Here is a 16,570-nt window from a genome sequence, read left to right on the forward strand (position 1 = left end):
AGGGCGGATATTTATGAAAAAACAAAAACAGCAGTCACAGATTTCGGAGGATAAGATTTTGGAAGCTTCTTGGGAGCTTCTGGGGGAGGGGGGGATCGAGAAATTCAGCATGAGACGACTGGCCAACCGGCTGGGAATTCAGGCTCCCTCTCTGTACTGGTACTTCCAGAGCAAGCAGAATCTCTACCAGCGTCTGGCCAATCAGGTATCGAAAATCATTCTGGAGGAGTTTCACTCCGAGGGAGACTGGAAGGAGCAGCTGACGGGGCTTGCGGGAACGGTACGGAGCGTGCTCAGCCGGTATCCCTGCTCTACACAGCTCATGATGATGACGCTACCCCATGAACCGGACATCATCCGGTTTACCAACCGGATGATGCTCTGCGTGGAATCGACGCCGCTTGAGCAAGAGCAGAAAATGCAAGTCATTACTACGTTTGTTAACTATGTCTACTACTTCGTTCTGGACGATTATCAGCATGAGCGCAATATCTCCGCTATCCTTAAGGACCAGGGAATGCTTCGTAGCGAAGAAATGATCCGTCTTCTAGACTCTATGAGCGAGACAGAAGCGGGACTTTTCCGGCGGATGTACAAAAGCCGTCTGTTTGAGCTGATGGGGACCGACGGGGCGTTTGAGTTCGGCTTGAAGCTGATTCTGTTGGGGATTGAGCAGGTGATAAAGGAGCAGGAGAAATAGTATGTAAAAAACGCTCATCCGGTTATCGAATGGCGGTTTAAATGAGGCTTACAGTTTACACTAAAATTTTTAGTGAGTTTAAATCTTACGCCTGTCTTTTGCCCCTTATGAAACATGCTCCCGTACCTTTGACTAGGATTTACGGGAGCATTCGAATCAGTTATTGAAGTAGTGAGAATGTTTGAGGTCGGGGATCAGTGCAGGTTACACAGGCTGCCACCCCAGAAGTTCCTGAGTTGTAACGCTTGATCTCGGGATATCGAGTGCTGTAAGTGTGCTGAGGAAGCCGAAGTAGGCGTCTGCCTCTTCACGTGAAATGCTGACAACAGGCACATTCAGGTGTTTACGATATCGCAACCGATTTTTTCTACGGTGAACCCTCCTGCCACAGAGGAAGACATCAACCTCTTGGAAAGCACATTAAACGTACAGCTACCGAGTCATTTTCGCGATTATCTGTCTACATGGAATGGACAACAGGAGCGTGTGCCGTTTCTCGGTTACAATTCCTTTTTGTCGATTCCCGGATATCCCGATCGAAGCATCCTCGCATTTAATTCTGGATTTAAATCCGGGGAGAAACGGCATTTCGGGACAAATCTTTAAATATCACTCCGGCATGAGTTATCAAGAGGTTATTGCGGACTCATTCGAAGAGTTCTCAAATGAAATATTACAGAGGTTCCAAGCCAACCGATTTTAATTGGATGACGGCGTTATTGCGTTTGAGGATCTCTACTTTGTTTATGGGCTGATCAACGAACGAAAACGGAGGGCCGTGGTCATGAAACCGACGAAAGAAATAGAGGCACTGGCGACAGAGATCGCCGATGCGGCCAGAGCGTCTTTTCGCGCTCTTTTTGAAAATGGCGAACGTTACTATTACTGCACGCTATATACGACCGGCGAGGGACATGCGCCAAGCATCTCGGCCTGGTCGTGGGAGGCTTTGGAGGCGGAAGTGGCCAGGCAAGGAGAAGAAAGCGGCACGCCGGGATCGACGATGGCGGAACTCATCAAATGGTCCTATGCCGATTCGCCCTATAGTTGTTACGGAGACGAGAATTTTGATCGCGTGAAACAACGGTTTTTCGAGCGCCCTTCCATTGCGGAACTAGGGGATGACGAAAGCGATTGGAAGTTTGATGCTAGACTGATGGCCATGGAACTGGCGATGAAAATGCTCGACAATGAAGGCGTGTTTGCCCTGAATCAACCGCGAGAGTCTGTATGCGTCCTTGTCGAAGTCATGCCGCCGGATGAGATCAATACCGATATCGCCCTGCGCCTGAATCGGGCGGAATCCCCGGCTATGCAAGCATGGCTGGCGGAAGCGGCGGAGTAAAATAAGCGCCTTTGACAAAAGCATCATGAATTTGCAATCTTTTAGGAGGGATCATGTTGCAGCAACTCTTTAATGCTCTAATTAAGCAGGATGTAAAGTCGTTACTTTCCAAACATGGCTTCGCAAAGAAGAGTTTGAATTTCAATAAAATAGCAGATAGCCTCATTTACATGTTCAATTTCCAAAAATCCTCTGGTAGTTCAGCGGATAATGTCATGTTTTACGTGAACTGCGGTATTTATGCAGCGGAGTTGGTACGGATCCAATCGAGAGAGATTCTGACGGCGCCCAAAGAAACGGAATGTCACTTCAGAGCAAGAATGGAGCAAATTGTTGAGTCTGTTCCAGATCGATTTTCAATCACTCCCGATACGAATATGGATGATTTAAGAGAGACGTTGCTAAGAGGATTAGAAGAGGTTATTCATTTCTATGATACGATGACCAGTGCCAGATTCATCGTTGATTATTACATTTCAGGTCCATTTTTACATCTGGGCGAAGAGAGCTTTCATTTGCTATTACGTTCTAATGATATAGCAGCCGCCAGACATTATTTGAAAGCTTTGCAGGAAAAGTACGGAGCAGAAAATCGATGGACCATATTCAAAAATAAATACAAGGCCATCTTCGATAAATACGGAGTGGAATTTGATGCATAGCGAACGTAATTGAGAAAGAAGGAGCTGCCGCGGCATGCTCCTTCTTTTTTCGCCGATATCCCTGTTAAACTGAACCGTACAAATTAAGATTCAACGAGCCTCCCATTTCCCACTGACATTGGTCATTTCACTTTCATGCGAAATGTACGTCTAAAGTTATGCCGATTGTAAAAAGTAAAACGGCTCATTCTAAGTCAGAGATGAACCGTTCCAGTATGGTTTAATCCGTCGTATTAAAGAGATAAAGTATCCAGAGGTATTTCAAATGCACGTTTAATAACTAACCCGGCAGCAAGCTTTGTTTCATCCGGTTTGTTATGAAGGTGGATCAATTGTACGTTGTTAACTGTCACAGGCAACTGGTGCATCACTCTAGCTTTAATCTCGTTGAACATTTCGGGACTGATGGTAGGAATGACTCGGCCAGTCATAAGCAGACTGTCTGGATTTATAAATGTAATGATATTGGTAACGGCGGTCGCGATGCCATCAACAATTTTTTCGTATAAACTAAGGAACTTAGGATCTCCAGTTCTTATGCCTTCTGCGAACTCCTCTAGTGTGCATTTGATGGAAACACTAAGTCCGCTGCTGGAAGCCAGCGTCGTTAAGCATCCGGATCTGCCGCAATGGCATGGATAGGCATCTTCTCCATAGAAGCCTTTATAATGCCCGAATTCACCTGCAACAAAGCTTGATCCTGCTATAATTTGTTTATTATGGACGATTGCGCCGCCTGTACCATAATCAAACTTAATGGTGATATTGTTATTGGATTCCTTCAAGGAGCCGTTCATATTCTCGTTGACAGAGAGAAGATTGACATCGTTCTCGATATACACGGGGATGTTATATTTGTCTTCAAGCAGCTGCTTGAGTGGCAGGCGATGAACGCCTATGCCGGGTGTTCGCAGAACGATGCCATGCGGAGAATCTACCAGGCCCTGCATACTGATTCCGATCCCTTTTACTTTGGAGGTGTTGGGCACCTGGGTGAGCAGCTCATCAATAACTTCATGTAACAGCTGCATCAGCACATCTATAGAACCATATTTGTTGCTCGTGCGTTCTGCTGATGCGACAGCCTCTTGACGCAGGTTGTACACTTTTCCGCGAATGTATTTGCTGGCGAGCTCAAGCCCGATGGCATAAAAGTGGCCGCTGTTGATATGAAGGCCGACTCGTTTCCTTCCGCTGCCTGCCTCCAGGTCGATAAGCTCCCCTGTCACGATTATTTTTTCCTTCAACAGGCGATTAACGATATTGGTTACCGTTTGTCTGCTTAGTCCAGTCTTTTCCGCAAGCTCTACGCGAGAGATCGGCCCTTCTGAATAAATGAGAAAAAGAACCTTCTGCTGATTAATTGATTTTAATAACATATGACTAGTTGGTTTGACCGAATCACTCACGATATGCATCCTCTTTCCAACAACGTTTTTATATAATATAGATTCAAAACATTTGATAAATTAGGAACATACTTTGCTTCAAGTGTAGCATTAATACAAGGCGAATAAAAGTTGCAAGTTAGTTAAATTCAACTAACATTCCTTATGAATTTTCAAAAAAACGACGATAAATGGCGGTTTTATGCAGTATGATGCAGTCCATACGAAAACTCTTAATCCAAAAATACTAAAAAAACAAAACCGATTGTATTGACATTATGATAAAAAAAGATATTATATTTGTAAACTGATTTGATTAAACATAACAAATTGACGCCTAGAGGAGCAAATAATGGCATGGATTGGATGGATAATTGCAATAGCGACGATGGCGGTGCTGACTTACATATGCTGGTTGCATGCAGTTATGTTGAAACCTGGTAAGGCAGATGCACTTATTGTACTTGGCTATGTATCTAAAGACGGTCGAATACACCCTTTGCTTAAGGAAAGACTGGATGAGGCTTACAAACTATTTCGGCAGTATGGGTACAAATATATCATTGTATCGGGGGGAGCGGTTGGTTCACGTCACTCGGAAGCGGAGCTGATGAAGAAGTACCTGGTTGAGAAGGGTGTTCCGGCAAAAAGACTATTAAAAGAAGACAAGTCATACAACACCGTTCAAAATTTAATCTTTAGTAAGCAATTGATGGAGCAATACCAGCTAAAATCTTTTATTATCATAACAAATTTATTTCATATCCGCCGCACGAAGTATATTATGCATCGTCTTGGCATAAAAGGCGGTTTCTGCGCTAATCGAAGCCTTAGAAGCATTGTGGGATTTCAGATGAAATTATCATTTTTGGAAATTCGGGCATTTCGATTAACTCTTCCCATTATTAAGAGAGTGATTAATGATCAAAACAATTGATAAAAGGGTTGACAACGGGCCAATTAGTAATTAATATGTAAGCGTTTACAGTGCATATAGGAGGTGAGGCTCCAGAGGATATAGCCAGTATCTATTTACAAATTATTTACCCTGATTTGATTGCTGATTAACAAAACATAGTTATCCTTAAATAGTTAATCCAATTTATTTATTAATTAACGGGGGAGCGAAATAATGTTTAATGGAAAAATGAAACGATTCATGAGCACGGGTGTTGCAGCGCTATTATCTTTAACAATGCTGGCTGGTTGCGGTGGAAACAGCGGAAAGAACGAGGCTAGCCCAAGTACAACTCCTGCTGGTTCGGATAAGGCGGGTGTATCTGCTGAAGTAGATGTTTATGAGAATGGATTGCCGAAGAATGAGGAAGTAACGCTAAAGGTAGGCTTCTTTGTAGGAGGATATGGCCGGGAGTGGTTCGATTATGCAGTTGAATCGTTCACAGCCAAGTATCCCAATGTCAAAATAGACATCACGGCTTCAGCTGATATGAAGACGATTCTTTCTACAAAAATCTCGGCAGGCAATGATAATGACATGTTTGATCTATTCAATACAGAGCCGTCTGGAGGTATTATTGGGCTCGCTGAAGCCGGTAAGCTTGAACCCATGGATGACATTTGGGAATTCCCTCTTCCAGACGTACCGGATAAAAAGGTCAAGGATCTTATGATGCCTGGTATGTACGAGTCAACGCCGCTGATCAATGGGAAAAGGTATGAATTTACTACGGCGAGCAGCTTTGGCGGGTTGTTTTTTAACAAAAAGCTATTCGAAGAGCATGGCTGGAACCAAAACCCGAACACATGGGACGAATTTAAAGCACTTCTAGCAGACATTAAAGCGGACGGCATTGCTCCAATTACGTTCCCGGGCATTCATCCAAGCTACCATAACTGGGCTTTCGGAACAGCCAAAAATTTTGAACTGGCTGATATCAATGGCCATGTCGATGAATTTATCGACAATTACAGAACTTATGGTCTGCCGCAATACACAAATCCAGAGACGGTTGAAACCTGGATGCGCTTCTATGAGCTTGGCAAGCTAGGATATTTTGCAGAAGGACTTCCGGCATTGAACCATACGCAATCGCAAATGCAGGTTATTCAGGGGCAAGCTGCTATGGTATCGACTGGGACACATGTTGAGAATGAGATGAAGGAAGCAACGCCTGAGGATTTCGATTGGGGCTTCATGGCTGTTCCTTTCAGAGATAACACCAAGCAAACGCTTTGGATTCGAAGCGGAACTTCAAACTTCAACTATATCTGGGCAGCTAAGCCGGAACTGAACAAAAAGTGGGCCAAAGAATTGATCGCATGGCTGGTTACGCTTGAAAATCAACAATTTGCTGCCGAAAAAGCAGGCGCTTTGCCAATGCGCAAGGATTTGACAGAAGATTCTGCCAGAGCGGCTAACCTTTCCAGCTCTGCTCAATCTGTTCTGAAGTACATTGCAGATAATAATGCTCAGACTTTTAAAGCAAGCCGGTCTATCAACATTTCCGATCCGAATCTTGCTCAAGCAGAAAAATTAATGAATGAGAATATTGTGAAATTTGCTATGGGTATGCAGGATCCGAAACCGATTCTGGAGCAAGCTGAAGAGCTGCTGAAGAAAGCTCTAGAGGCTGAAAAGAAATAATAAGACGTGTTGGAGCGGGGAAGATTCATCTCCGCTCTTCCGTTTTAACTTCTGAGATCCTATAGGCTTCACACTGAAAGCGACTTATAAACGTCCAGTAAGATAGGAGTTGACCTCTTGTGTCTGATTCAACCGTTGTGACGACACTAAAGACCCCTATGCGCAAGCTTATGGGTCTAGATAAAGCGAATACGCAGAAGTGGATATTTCTGTTCATAGCCATCGTGCCTCCCTTTGGCGGCTATTTGCTGTTTACGTTGTTTCCGAACATTCTATCCGTTTATTATGCGCTGCTCAATTGGGACGGGTTTACGGATGCAACGTTTGTCGGGCTGTCCAATTTCGTCACCGCATTCCAAGATAAATATGTGTGGCGTGCGCTTACCCACAACTTGATTCTTATGATAACAGTGCCTTTCTTTGTTATTATCATCTCTTTGATGCTTGCCTATTTAATTACCAATAAAACGTATAAAGAAAATAAATTTTTGAAGGTATTGTTTTTCTTCCCGAACGTTTTATCTACGGTCGTAGTTGCTCTCCTCTGGGCTTTCATTTATGACGGATCTTACGGTTTGCTGAATGGGATTCTAAAGTTTGTTGGAATTGATACCGGAAATTTCTATTGGCTGGGCAATGAAAGCACGGCGCTTGCATCCATTATCCCGGCATGGGTTTGGGGCGGCGTCGGCTTGTACGTCATTATCTTTGCCAATGCGATGCTGGGGATTCCAAAGTCATTGTACGAGGCGGCGATTCTTGAAGGCGCCGGACATATGACACGCTTGTTTAGAATTACAATGCCGCTCGTTACGCCAATTATCCGCGTTAGCGCTTTGTTCCTTGTCGTCGGCACAATGAAGGGCTTCGAAATCATCCTCATTATGACGAATGGGGGGCCATTCGGGTCGACGGACGTCGTTGGCCTCTACATGTTTAACTTAGCTTTTGGCGTAGAATATCGGAATTACGGCTACGCTTCCGCAGTCGGTATGATTCTATTCGTCATATTAGTAACGGCAAAGCTGTTAATCGATAAATTTGTGCCGAACAAAGGCTACGAGTATTAGTTTCCATATGAAGGTTCGGAGGGATATGTTTGAAGGAAAAACGAACGTTAATGGACATTGTGTGGCGTCTGGTGCTGTATGCCTGGTCGCTGACTATAATATTTCCTTTAATCTGGGTTATCTATGAATCGTTAAAAAGCAATCCTGAGTTTTTTAAAGATATATGGGCGCTGCCTTCTGAACTAAGGTTGCAGAATTATTCGAAGGCTTGGAATCAATATGGTTTTGGGCAATCACTCTTGAATACCCTTTATTATGTTGGCGGAAGTCTGGTGCTTGGACTGTTCTTCACGACACTTAACGCCTATGCGCTTACTCGAATGCAGTTCAAAGGAAGAAAATTGATTTGGGGTTTGATTATGTTGTCCCTGTTCCTGCCTGGCATCAATGCGCTTGTTCCCCAGTATGTCATTATGCGGGAACTGAGTTTGACGAATAGCTTGACGGGATTAATTCTCCTGTCTAGTTTGGGTGAAAGCGTGTTCTACCTTATGCTGCTCGGAGGGTTTATGAGCTCTCTGCCGATGGAGCTTGAGGAGAGCGCAACGATGGATGGGGCTACATTATTCCAAAAGTTTTGGCGAGTTATTGTCCCTTTGTCTACACCGGGAATTGTAACCGTTGGCGTATTCAAGTTCCTAGGGTTCTATAACAATTTCTTAGCGCCGTTCATCTATTTGAGCGACCCAAAGAAATACCCCATTGCGGTGCAAATGTATTCTGCAAATAAGCAAATGGAGTATACTGCGGATTGGGTAACTTTGTTTGCCGGTGTAACCATTGCGATGGTACCGTCCATTATTATTTATATCTTATTCCAAAAACTTCTTATGGAAGGCGCGACAATGGGAGCGGTGAAGGGATGAATACTGTGCAGCAAGTGAAGTCGAAATATAAGCTGATTGCATTGGATCTCGACGGAACTCTTCTGACGGATGAAAAGCACATTACGGAAGAGACCAAAAAGTGGCTTCAATATGCAATAGATCACGGTGTTAAGGTGATGTTTTCCACCGGAAGAGGCTTGCAAACTGCAAAGGGCTTCTGGGACGAGCTTGGGCTCAATTCCCCGATGGTGCTGCTCAATGGTGCAGAAGTTTGGGAGGGACCGGGCAGGCTTAGTAAACGCGTCTTTATTCCTCGGGACACGATCCGCCGCATTCACGCCATTGCTGCTGAACAGGGCGAGTGGTATTGGGGCTACAGCGTGGAAAGCCTGACGGGCGACAAGGATTGGACGCCTGAGATGCTTGAACGGGATTGGATGAAATTCGGGATCGGCAGCAATGATCAACAGAGGCTCGCGGAAATTAAGGAAGAGCTGCTCAGTTGGGGTACGCTCGAAGTTACCCGTTCGGCCCCTATTAATATGGAGATTTCAGTTAAAGGCATTACAAAGGAAAGCGGAGTGCGCGAGATTTGCCAGATGCTGGGCTTGTCTATGTCCGATGTAATTGCTATGGGAGACAGTGATAATGACGCGAAGCTGCTGAAGGCAGCAGGTCTCGGTGTGGCGATGGCCAACGGCGAAGAGCATATCAAATCCATAGCGGACGTAATCACGGCTACCAACAACGAGGACGGCGTTGCTCAGGCGATTCGGAAATATGTATTCCAAATGGAGTAAACGCAGTAAACGTATTCTAGTAAATATAGTGAGGGAGTGGAAATAGATGGCCGTTCAATCGAAAGAGATAAACTTAGATCAACTGGGCGGAACTATATACCCGGAGACAACAAATGGCGAACAGTTGAGATGGCATTCTCCGCTTGAGGCGCCCTTTCACATCGCGGGCTTCCCTTGGCTTGCGCAGGATGGAATTTACAGACGCCTGCCCTTGGCTTCCGGGGCTGTCTTGCCGCCCGCAGTTGATACGCTTGCTTATTGTACGGCAGGCGGGCAAATTCGCTTTCGCACCAATTCCTCAAGGCTTGTCATAAGGATGCGTCTTGCCGGACCGGCCAATATGTATCATATGCCGCCTACCGGGCAGTGCGGGGTTGACTGCTATCTTGGAGAGCCGGGAGAGCAGAGCTTTATCACCACGGCTAAATTCAAGCCAACGGAAAGTGAATATGAATCACAGCTTTATCAGTGGGATACAAAAAAAGATGTGGCCGTCACCTTAAACATGCCTCTCTACCAAGGGGTAGAGGAGGTGTGGATCGGTGTAGATAAGGATGCTGTCATAAGCGAGGCACCTGCCTATGCAAGCAGTAGACCCGTCATTATATATGGAACTTCGATTACGCAAGGGGGATGCGCCTCCCGGCCGGGTATGGCTTATTCTAATATTCTCAGCCGTATGATTCCGGTGGAGTTCGTAAATCTTGGCTTCTCAGGGAATGGAAAGGGCGAGCCGGAGCTCGCGCATATCATGTCGGAAATCGATGATCCGAGGCTATTCATTCTTGATTATGAAGGGAATACGGGCGAGGCCGGAAACATCGCACGAACGCTGCCTGCCTTCATCGAAATTTTGAGAGAGCGACATCCCGAAGTTCCTATATTAGTAGTCTCTAGGATTAGTACTGCCGAAGACCAGTTCTATATGGAGAGAAGGGAGCTTAATGATCGCCGCAGGCTGATTCAGATAGAGAACGTTGAACAGAGGCGGACAGAAGGAGACCGTAATATCCATTTCGTTGACGGCTTTAAGCTGCTAGGCGATGATTTCGTCAATGATTGTACGGTTGACGGGACACATCCAACGGACCTCGGATTTTTGCGCATGGCAAAATCGCTAGCACCTATCATAAAGCGATTGTTGCGACTGTGATTAACAAGATAGATGATATGAACAGCCTTCAGACTGCTTTTTTGGTTTAAGGGCTGTTTGTTTATCAGACACCTGTATTACCATTTAAGAGGTTGTTCAAAAAGTCGTCTTTTGATCACGAAGTGAGTCAAGAAGTAACTCGGCATCGAATCTTGAATTCAGCAGGGCTTTCGGGTGCTCACGTACTCAAACGTACGCTCCGCTCCTCAGTCCCTAGCTTCATCCAACCTTCTCGGTGCTGAAAATCCGACTTTTTGAACACGTACTTTTAGCTGAAAAAGGAGAGGATTTTAATTGAAGTCCCAAAGAAGAAATCTGCCTTTTATTGTGATGGCTTGTTTCATTGCGGGGGTTGTTAGTCTTTGTTACGGCATTAATGTATTCGCGGCGTCTTCAGAAGATGGTGTTTCTAAAAAAGATAGAGCTAAGTACTTAGGAGCTTCACTGTTCAAAGGTCACATGCATACCCACACATCTCTCAGTGATGGGATATTGTTGCCTAATGATGCTTACAATTTTGTGAAAGCTAATACAGACTTTGATTTTTATGCAGTGACTGAACACGACGTGACTTATGACATCAGTACGGGCAGTGATTTTATTACGGATGTTCAAGACTCTTATTCAGAAGAATACAAGTTGCTGCATGAGCAATCAGATGCTCACAATCGTGATCACGAATTTATTACGCTGCCTGGTACGGAAGTGACTTGGTATGATGAAGCGGGCCATATCAACTTATTTAATGCCCCATGGTTTACAAGAACACATGGAGTAGGTGCGGATGGCACTTGGGGCTGGAGCGACATCAAATATGATTTGCCAACCTTTTACGCAAGACTTGCCCAAGATCCTAATGCGATTGCTCAATTTAATCATCCACGCTCGTCAGGAAATTGGAGTTTCAATGAATTTAAACATTATAACCGGGATGTTGACAGAAACCTTAATCTGATGGAATACAAATCCTCCAATGATTTTGCAATCTATACCAAGGCGTTAGATCAAGGCTGGCATGTTTCACCTGTGTTTGGCGGAGACGAGCACAAAGGAAATTGGGGAATGGTTCAACCCCATGTGACTGGTATGTGGGGGGATAATCTAACAAGAGAAGGTCTTTACGAGGCGATGCGAAACCACCGCACCTATGTATCATTTGATCGTGACTTAGAAATGGCGGTTTCAGCAAAAGGTCAGATGATGGGGGCGATCCTTCCAGCCAAAACAAAAGAAATTGAACTTAAAGTACGGATAAATGATCCTGATGCTAACGATGATTTGGATAAAGTCGTTGTTTACAAAAACAGCGGTGAAATCGCCAAGGAGTACCGCAATATTGCCAGTAATCAATTTAAAAAGGAAGTAAGCTTAGCAAGTAAAGATGGGGATTATTTCATCGTTAGAGCTTTCCAAGCAGACGGTGAAGAAGCTATAAGTGCTCCAATTTGGATTGGTGATGAAACGAGGGGCACGGTGCACGCGCCTGAAATTACGGTACGTGGACAATATCCGGACACTATTAAGCTTGGGGATCAAGTGGAGGTGCTGGGCGCTTCGGCGACGGATAATCGCGGTCAATCTTTATCGGTGGAAGCCATCGTTTTAAATGATAAAGGAGAAGTAGCCGTAGCAAATCAGCATTTCAAGGTCGACATGTATGGAGAATACTTCATTAAGTATGTAGCAACCGACGCTCAAGGAAATACGCGTGTTGAACTTATTCGATTACTTGTTGATCAACAAAAGCTAGATGCCGATAAAATTTTAAATGAATTTCAACCCATTGTTAATGTAGGTGCAAGCGAACATGAAGTAGGAATAAATGTAGTGACCGATAAGGCATTAGAAACAACGTATATTCAGTATAAACCTGAATCAGAGGCGTTGTGGGACAATGCTGAAGTAGTACAGGCGGGAGTCTCTTATTTTCAAGTCGCGTATGGCGATACATTTGCCAAGAGTAACTATCGGGTGCTTGCAACTCATGAAGCGAATTTAACAGATCTCGGCTTAGGGACTAAGTATGACTATCGGTATGGAATGTCACCGACTGGACCTTGGAGCGACAGTTATAGCTTTAGGACCGCGCCAGCTTCAGAGGAAGACGTATTGTATGTGATGGGAGATCTTGAAGTTCCAGATCGAAATCCGGAAAACTTCCGACTGTTTAAAAATATGCTGGACGTTCTGCAGGAGAAAAATTCAAACGGACAGATTGTGATTCAAGTCGGAGACTTGGTCGAGAATGGCGGCAATATGTATGCATGGGATGATGTGTTTAGCAACATTTACAACAATGATATGGGTCTCGTTTCTGCTCACATTGTCGGGGACCGTGAACGTGCGACGGAGCGGAAAATCGGGCCATTCTCCGGGTTTTTCAACCTGCCGAAGAACGGTGAAGGCAGTTACCGGGAAACGAATTATTCGTTTGATTATGGCGATATGCACATTGCTGTTCTGAATTCTGTGCTGGATTTCGACAAGCAGCTGTCATGGCTGGAAAAAGATTTGCGGGCAACCGACAAGAAGTGGAAAATCGTTATGGGGCATTATCCTTATTATGGCGGTCAATCTGGCGATGAGACCGGTATGGACATGATGAGAGTAAAATTGTCTCAAGCATTTGAACGACTTGGCGTTAGTTTGTATATTGGCGGTCATGATCATGTGTATAAACGGACAACCATACGAAACGGTGTAAAAGATATATCGGAAGCAGCGATGAATTTAGGAACAACTTTTGTGACAGTTGGGTCATCAGGTCCAACGTTCTTTGATAACAAATCATTTGACTGGGATCATATCGTGTATGATGAAAATAAGCAGACGGGTGTTATTTTAGAATCAAACGATCAATCTCTCACGTTGAAAGCTTACAACAGCGACGGTGTTGAAATGGATTCATTTACGATTAACCAACCTGAAAATTATATGAACTTAACGAGCGCAATTGTAGAAAATAACGTCTTGAAGGGCGTTGGGGTTTTGAATTACCCGAGCTCACTTGAACGTGTCACCGTTATCGGGGAAAAGCGTGATCATACAGGTGAACAGCTGTTGGAAACGGTGATTCAAGAAGCAACGCTAGAACATCTCGGACGTGAACAAATCATCTCATTTGATAACCCTCTTGCATTTGGCGATGAACATACGATCGTCGTAAGATTGGTTAATAATCCAATCGATCAAGAGCCGTTAACAGACCCGTTAATAGCTAAAGAAGGAATGCTGGGCGATGGTTCGGAAGGCAACCCATATCAAATCAAAAGTGCCAGTGGACTTTATAAAATGCATGAATTCCCGGATAAACATTTTATTTTAACCCGGGACATTGATGGTAATGGCGTGTTTTTTGAAGCCATTGGCGCGAATGGCACTCCATTTACGGGTACGTTTGATGGGCAAGGACATACGATATCAGGCGTTATTGTCTCCTCAGGCGGCGCGGGTCTCTTTGCCATTAATGAAGGGACGATTCGAAATGTAGGAATAATCCATGCTGACATTGATGTACGCCGAAGTAATATTGGGATCCTGGTTGATCAGAATGATGGAATCGTGGAATATGCCTACAGTACCGGATCTATTAGAGGCAATTCTACCGTTGGCGGACTTGTGGGCTACTCGAACGGTATCGTTAGAAACAGTTATTCAACAGCTCGAGTCCATGCACGAGGCAAGCAAGCCGGCGGTATGATCGGGATTACGAATCGGGGGAGTATAACAGAACAGGTCTATGCCATGGGAGCCGTAATAGCAGAAGAATCAAATGCTGGCGGCATCAGCGGATACGGATATAACAATACGGTCATTCAAAATAGTATGGCATTAAACCCATCTATTATTACAGGTACTGCATCGAATAGAATTGTTGGCAGAGTCTTAGCTGGGGAGACGGCAACTTTAATAAATAATTATGCCGATGAAAATATGTTTGTTAGCAGTGAGAACGTTACGGTTGCTGATCCAAACAATGAAAAAGGACAGGGGGTCGGTGCAGAAGCATTCACGAAGCCATCTTTTTTCATTGAGACCCTCGGTTGGGATCTTGATTCGATCTGGATCTGGAATGAAGATGCCAAACGTCCATTACTGCAAAGTAATTTGGAGCAAATTAACGAAGATCATATTCCAAAGCCGAAGCTTGATCAGAACAAAAATGGATACTACATCATCCGTTCGATTAGCGAATTAAAGACCATTTCAGAATTTCCAAATGAAAATTATATATTGGAAAACGATCTTGATTTTGAAGGGAAGCTTTTTGATCCTTTATTTAAGGGGACGCCTTTCCTCGGCACATTTGATGGAAATCATAAATCGTTAAAGCATTTTAAATCAGAAAACGGCGGCTTATTCCATCTTAATGGTGGAACGATTAAAAACATAGCTATGGTAGATGCGAGCGTCACTGGCGGGAGTAATATAGGCATACTCGTTAACACGAACAACGGAACGGTAGAGAATAGCTATGTAACGGGCACAATCGAAGGCTCCAGCACAGTGGGCGGTCTAGCGGGCTATTCCAATGGCATTGTGAGAAACAGCTATTCTACTGCAGATGTAACGGCCCAGCTGAACCAAGCTGGCGGCCTGATCGGAATTACAAACTCAGGCAGTTTAACGGAAAACGTGTATGCTTCTGGAGCCGTCCAGGCGCTTAGAAGCAATGCAGGCGGAGTGACTGGATACGGCTATAATGAAACGGTTGTCAGAAACGTTATTGCTCTTAACCCTTCCGTCGTGACGCCGACGATGGCGAACCGTGTGGTGGGGCGAGTTCTTGCCGGGCATACCGCAACGCTTGAGAATAATTATGCGTTTGATGAAGGGGCATTAACAACCCTTAAAGGATTAGGTCTATCTGAAACTGAAATAGAGACTCCATCCACCTATACAGACAGGTTAGGGTGGGACTTTAACGCTGTTTGGAGATGGGACGGTATTGCTAAACGACCTGTTTTACAATCGGTATCAGAAGGCAACGAAGAAGAGCCAGTTAGATATGGAGAGAGTCAACCTGGGCATGGATTCTGAAGTCACGCTTCAGTTCACTTCTTCGGCCTTTGTCGGAACGGGGGGGGTGGTGGATCGCGAACTAGGTGCCGCACCCTCCTGCCTTCATGCAAAGAATGTAGGCAATCCTATGCCGCGGCAGCTCCTTTCGCATTTTTCGCCGATAGACCTATTAAGCTGAGCCGTATCATAAGTAGGGTGACTCGGGATTTATAGATTTTTATCATTAGTCTATCGGTTTTTGGATGTTATCTTGATAGTAATCAAAAAATAGTTTGTTCTGGGTACCCTTTACTGCATAAAAAACATCCGAGACAGCCTTATTTCTCTTTTTTAGTTCGCTCTCCAGCCATTGGGGAGTCAACCCATTTTCCGTGAGATTGTCTTCGATTATTTTCCCGTCTATAATCAGTTCAACCGGAAACGAATTGACGGCAGCCGGATGCAGTTTTAAATCTTTTCGGGTTACCCATTCGTACTCGCTTTTCTTCTTGATGGTGAGTTTCCCGTGATCCTCCATGATGGCGTATTCGATTTCCTCGATATTAAAAATATTTTTCTCCCGTAAGGATTGGTTTAAGGAATCCAACGTGTATCGAATCTTTCTCATGTTATTCTCAAGAATTTTTCCATTCTCAATAATCACGGTGGGAGTACCGGAAATCAACCTGCTTAGTGCTCTGTTTTTTAAAGCAAGTACAGACATAAGGTAGGCAATGCCGAAGAAAACCAATAAGGAAACAATCAAGGCCCAGTGAGAGATATTTTTGTTAAATGCCAGATTTGCGGTAATGCCTCCCAGCGTAATACCGCTAACAAAATCGTGAAAGGTCATATTGGAAATCGTCTGTTTCCCGAGTATCCTCGATATGATTAGAAGGAGAAGGAAAGCCGAAGCAGTTCGTATGATAATCTCCATGTATTCCTGCAATTTCTTTGCCCTCCTTTTATATGTTGGATTTCCGCTTTAGTGGTCCTTATCATTATTGACAGGTTGCGGC

The 16,570-nt window shown here is 44.4% G+C and carries 14 protein-coding genes; 11 read left to right on the top strand and 3 right to left on the bottom strand.

What is annotated here, in order from left to right; translation table 11 throughout:
- Positions 1 to 13: 13 nt before the first annotated feature.
- Positions 14 to 700, top strand: a complete 687-nt coding sequence (locus J7E85_RS12315) for a TetR/AcrR family transcriptional regulator (protein WP_215158154.1) — start codon at positions 14 to 16, stop codon at positions 698 to 700.
- Positions 701 to 904: 204 nt separating this feature from the next.
- Here the strand turns inward: J7E85_RS12315 and J7E85_RS12320 are convergent, their stop codons facing one another.
- Entirely contained in the window at positions 905 to 1,057 is a 153-nt protein-coding gene (locus J7E85_RS12320) for a hypothetical protein (RefSeq protein ID WP_215158156.1), read from the bottom strand.
- Positions 1,058 to 1,072: 15 nt separating this feature from the next.
- Between J7E85_RS12320 and J7E85_RS34825 the strand changes: the two genes are divergently transcribed.
- From J7E85_RS34825 to J7E85_RS12335, 3 genes are all read left to right on the top strand, one after another.
- Positions 1,073 to 1,306, top strand: a complete 234-nt coding sequence (locus tag J7E85_RS34825; protein ID WP_353049492.1) for an SMI1/KNR4 family protein — start codon at positions 1,073 to 1,075, stop codon at positions 1,304 to 1,306.
- A 178-nt stretch (positions 1,307 to 1,484) separates the two neighbouring features.
- On the top strand, positions 1,485 to 2,045 hold the full coding sequence (locus J7E85_RS12330) for a DUF4303 domain-containing protein (protein WP_215158160.1): 561 nt from the start codon (positions 1,485 to 1,487) through the stop codon (positions 2,043 to 2,045).
- A 53-nt stretch (positions 2,046 to 2,098) separates the two neighbouring features.
- Positions 2,099 to 2,707: a DUF4304 domain-containing protein gene (locus J7E85_RS12335; RefSeq protein WP_215158162.1), complete on the top strand. Its 609-nt coding sequence runs from the start codon at positions 2,099 to 2,101 to the stop codon at positions 2,705 to 2,707.
- Positions 2,708 to 2,940: 233 nt separating this feature from the next.
- Here the strand turns inward: J7E85_RS12335 and J7E85_RS12340 are convergent, their stop codons facing one another.
- A complete protein-coding gene (locus J7E85_RS12340; RefSeq protein WP_251035665.1) occupies positions 2,941 to 4,086 on the bottom strand; it encodes an ROK family transcriptional regulator in 1,146 nt (381 codons plus the stop codon).
- Between the two features lie 361 nt (positions 4,087 to 4,447).
- Between J7E85_RS12340 and J7E85_RS12345 the strand changes: the two genes are divergently transcribed.
- From J7E85_RS12345 to J7E85_RS12375, 7 genes are all read left to right on the top strand, one after another.
- Positions 4,448 to 5,032: a YdcF family protein gene (locus J7E85_RS12345; RefSeq protein ID WP_215158166.1), complete on the top strand. Its 585-nt coding sequence runs from the start codon at positions 4,448 to 4,450 to the stop codon at positions 5,030 to 5,032.
- Positions 5,033 to 5,227: 195 nt separating this feature from the next.
- Positions 5,228 to 6,700 (top strand): ABC transporter substrate-binding protein, encoded by a 1,473-nt coding sequence (locus J7E85_RS12350; protein WP_215158168.1) that lies wholly within the window; start codon positions 5,228 to 5,230, stop codon positions 6,698 to 6,700.
- 119 nt (positions 6,701 to 6,819) lie between these two features.
- Positions 6,820 to 7,770 carry a carbohydrate ABC transporter permease gene (locus tag J7E85_RS12355; protein WP_215158170.1) on the top strand — a complete coding sequence of 317 codons (951 nt, stop codon included), beginning with the start codon at positions 6,820 to 6,822 and terminating at the stop codon, positions 7,768 to 7,770.
- A gap of 29 nt (positions 7,771 to 7,799) precedes the next feature.
- Positions 7,800 to 8,636, top strand: a complete 837-nt coding sequence (locus J7E85_RS12360; RefSeq protein WP_215158172.1) for a carbohydrate ABC transporter permease — start codon at positions 7,800 to 7,802, stop codon at positions 8,634 to 8,636.
- Complete coding sequence (locus J7E85_RS12365; RefSeq protein WP_215158174.1) at positions 8,633 to 9,397, top strand: Cof-type HAD-IIB family hydrolase; 765 nt, start codon at positions 8,633 to 8,635, stop codon at positions 9,395 to 9,397. The genes J7E85_RS12360 and J7E85_RS12365 overlap by 4 nt, the downstream gene beginning before the upstream one ends.
- A 46-nt stretch (positions 9,398 to 9,443) precedes the next feature.
- A complete protein-coding gene (locus J7E85_RS12370; protein WP_215158176.1) occupies positions 9,444 to 10,550 on the top strand; it encodes an SGNH/GDSL hydrolase family protein in 1,107 nt (368 codons plus the stop codon).
- A 294-nt stretch (positions 10,551 to 10,844) separates the two neighbouring features.
- Entirely contained in the window at positions 10,845 to 15,590 is a 4,746-nt protein-coding gene (locus J7E85_RS12375; RefSeq protein WP_251035666.1) for a CehA/McbA family metallohydrolase, read from the top strand.
- Between the two features lie 205 nt (positions 15,591 to 15,795).
- On the opposite strand, the gene J7E85_RS12380 is transcribed toward J7E85_RS12375, so the two are convergent.
- The gene (locus J7E85_RS12380) at positions 15,796 to 16,488 is read right to left on the bottom strand and encodes a DUF421 domain-containing protein (protein ID WP_215158259.1); all 693 of its coding nucleotides are present in this window, start codon (positions 16,486 to 16,488) and stop codon (positions 15,796 to 15,798) included.
- Between the last annotated feature and the right edge of the window lie 82 nt (positions 16,489 to 16,570).

Origin of the sequence: Paenibacillus sp. ISL-20 (assembly GCF_018613005.1) — a bacterium.
Taxonomy (GTDB): Bacteria; Bacillota; Bacilli; order Paenibacillales; family Paenibacillaceae; genus Paenibacillus_AQ.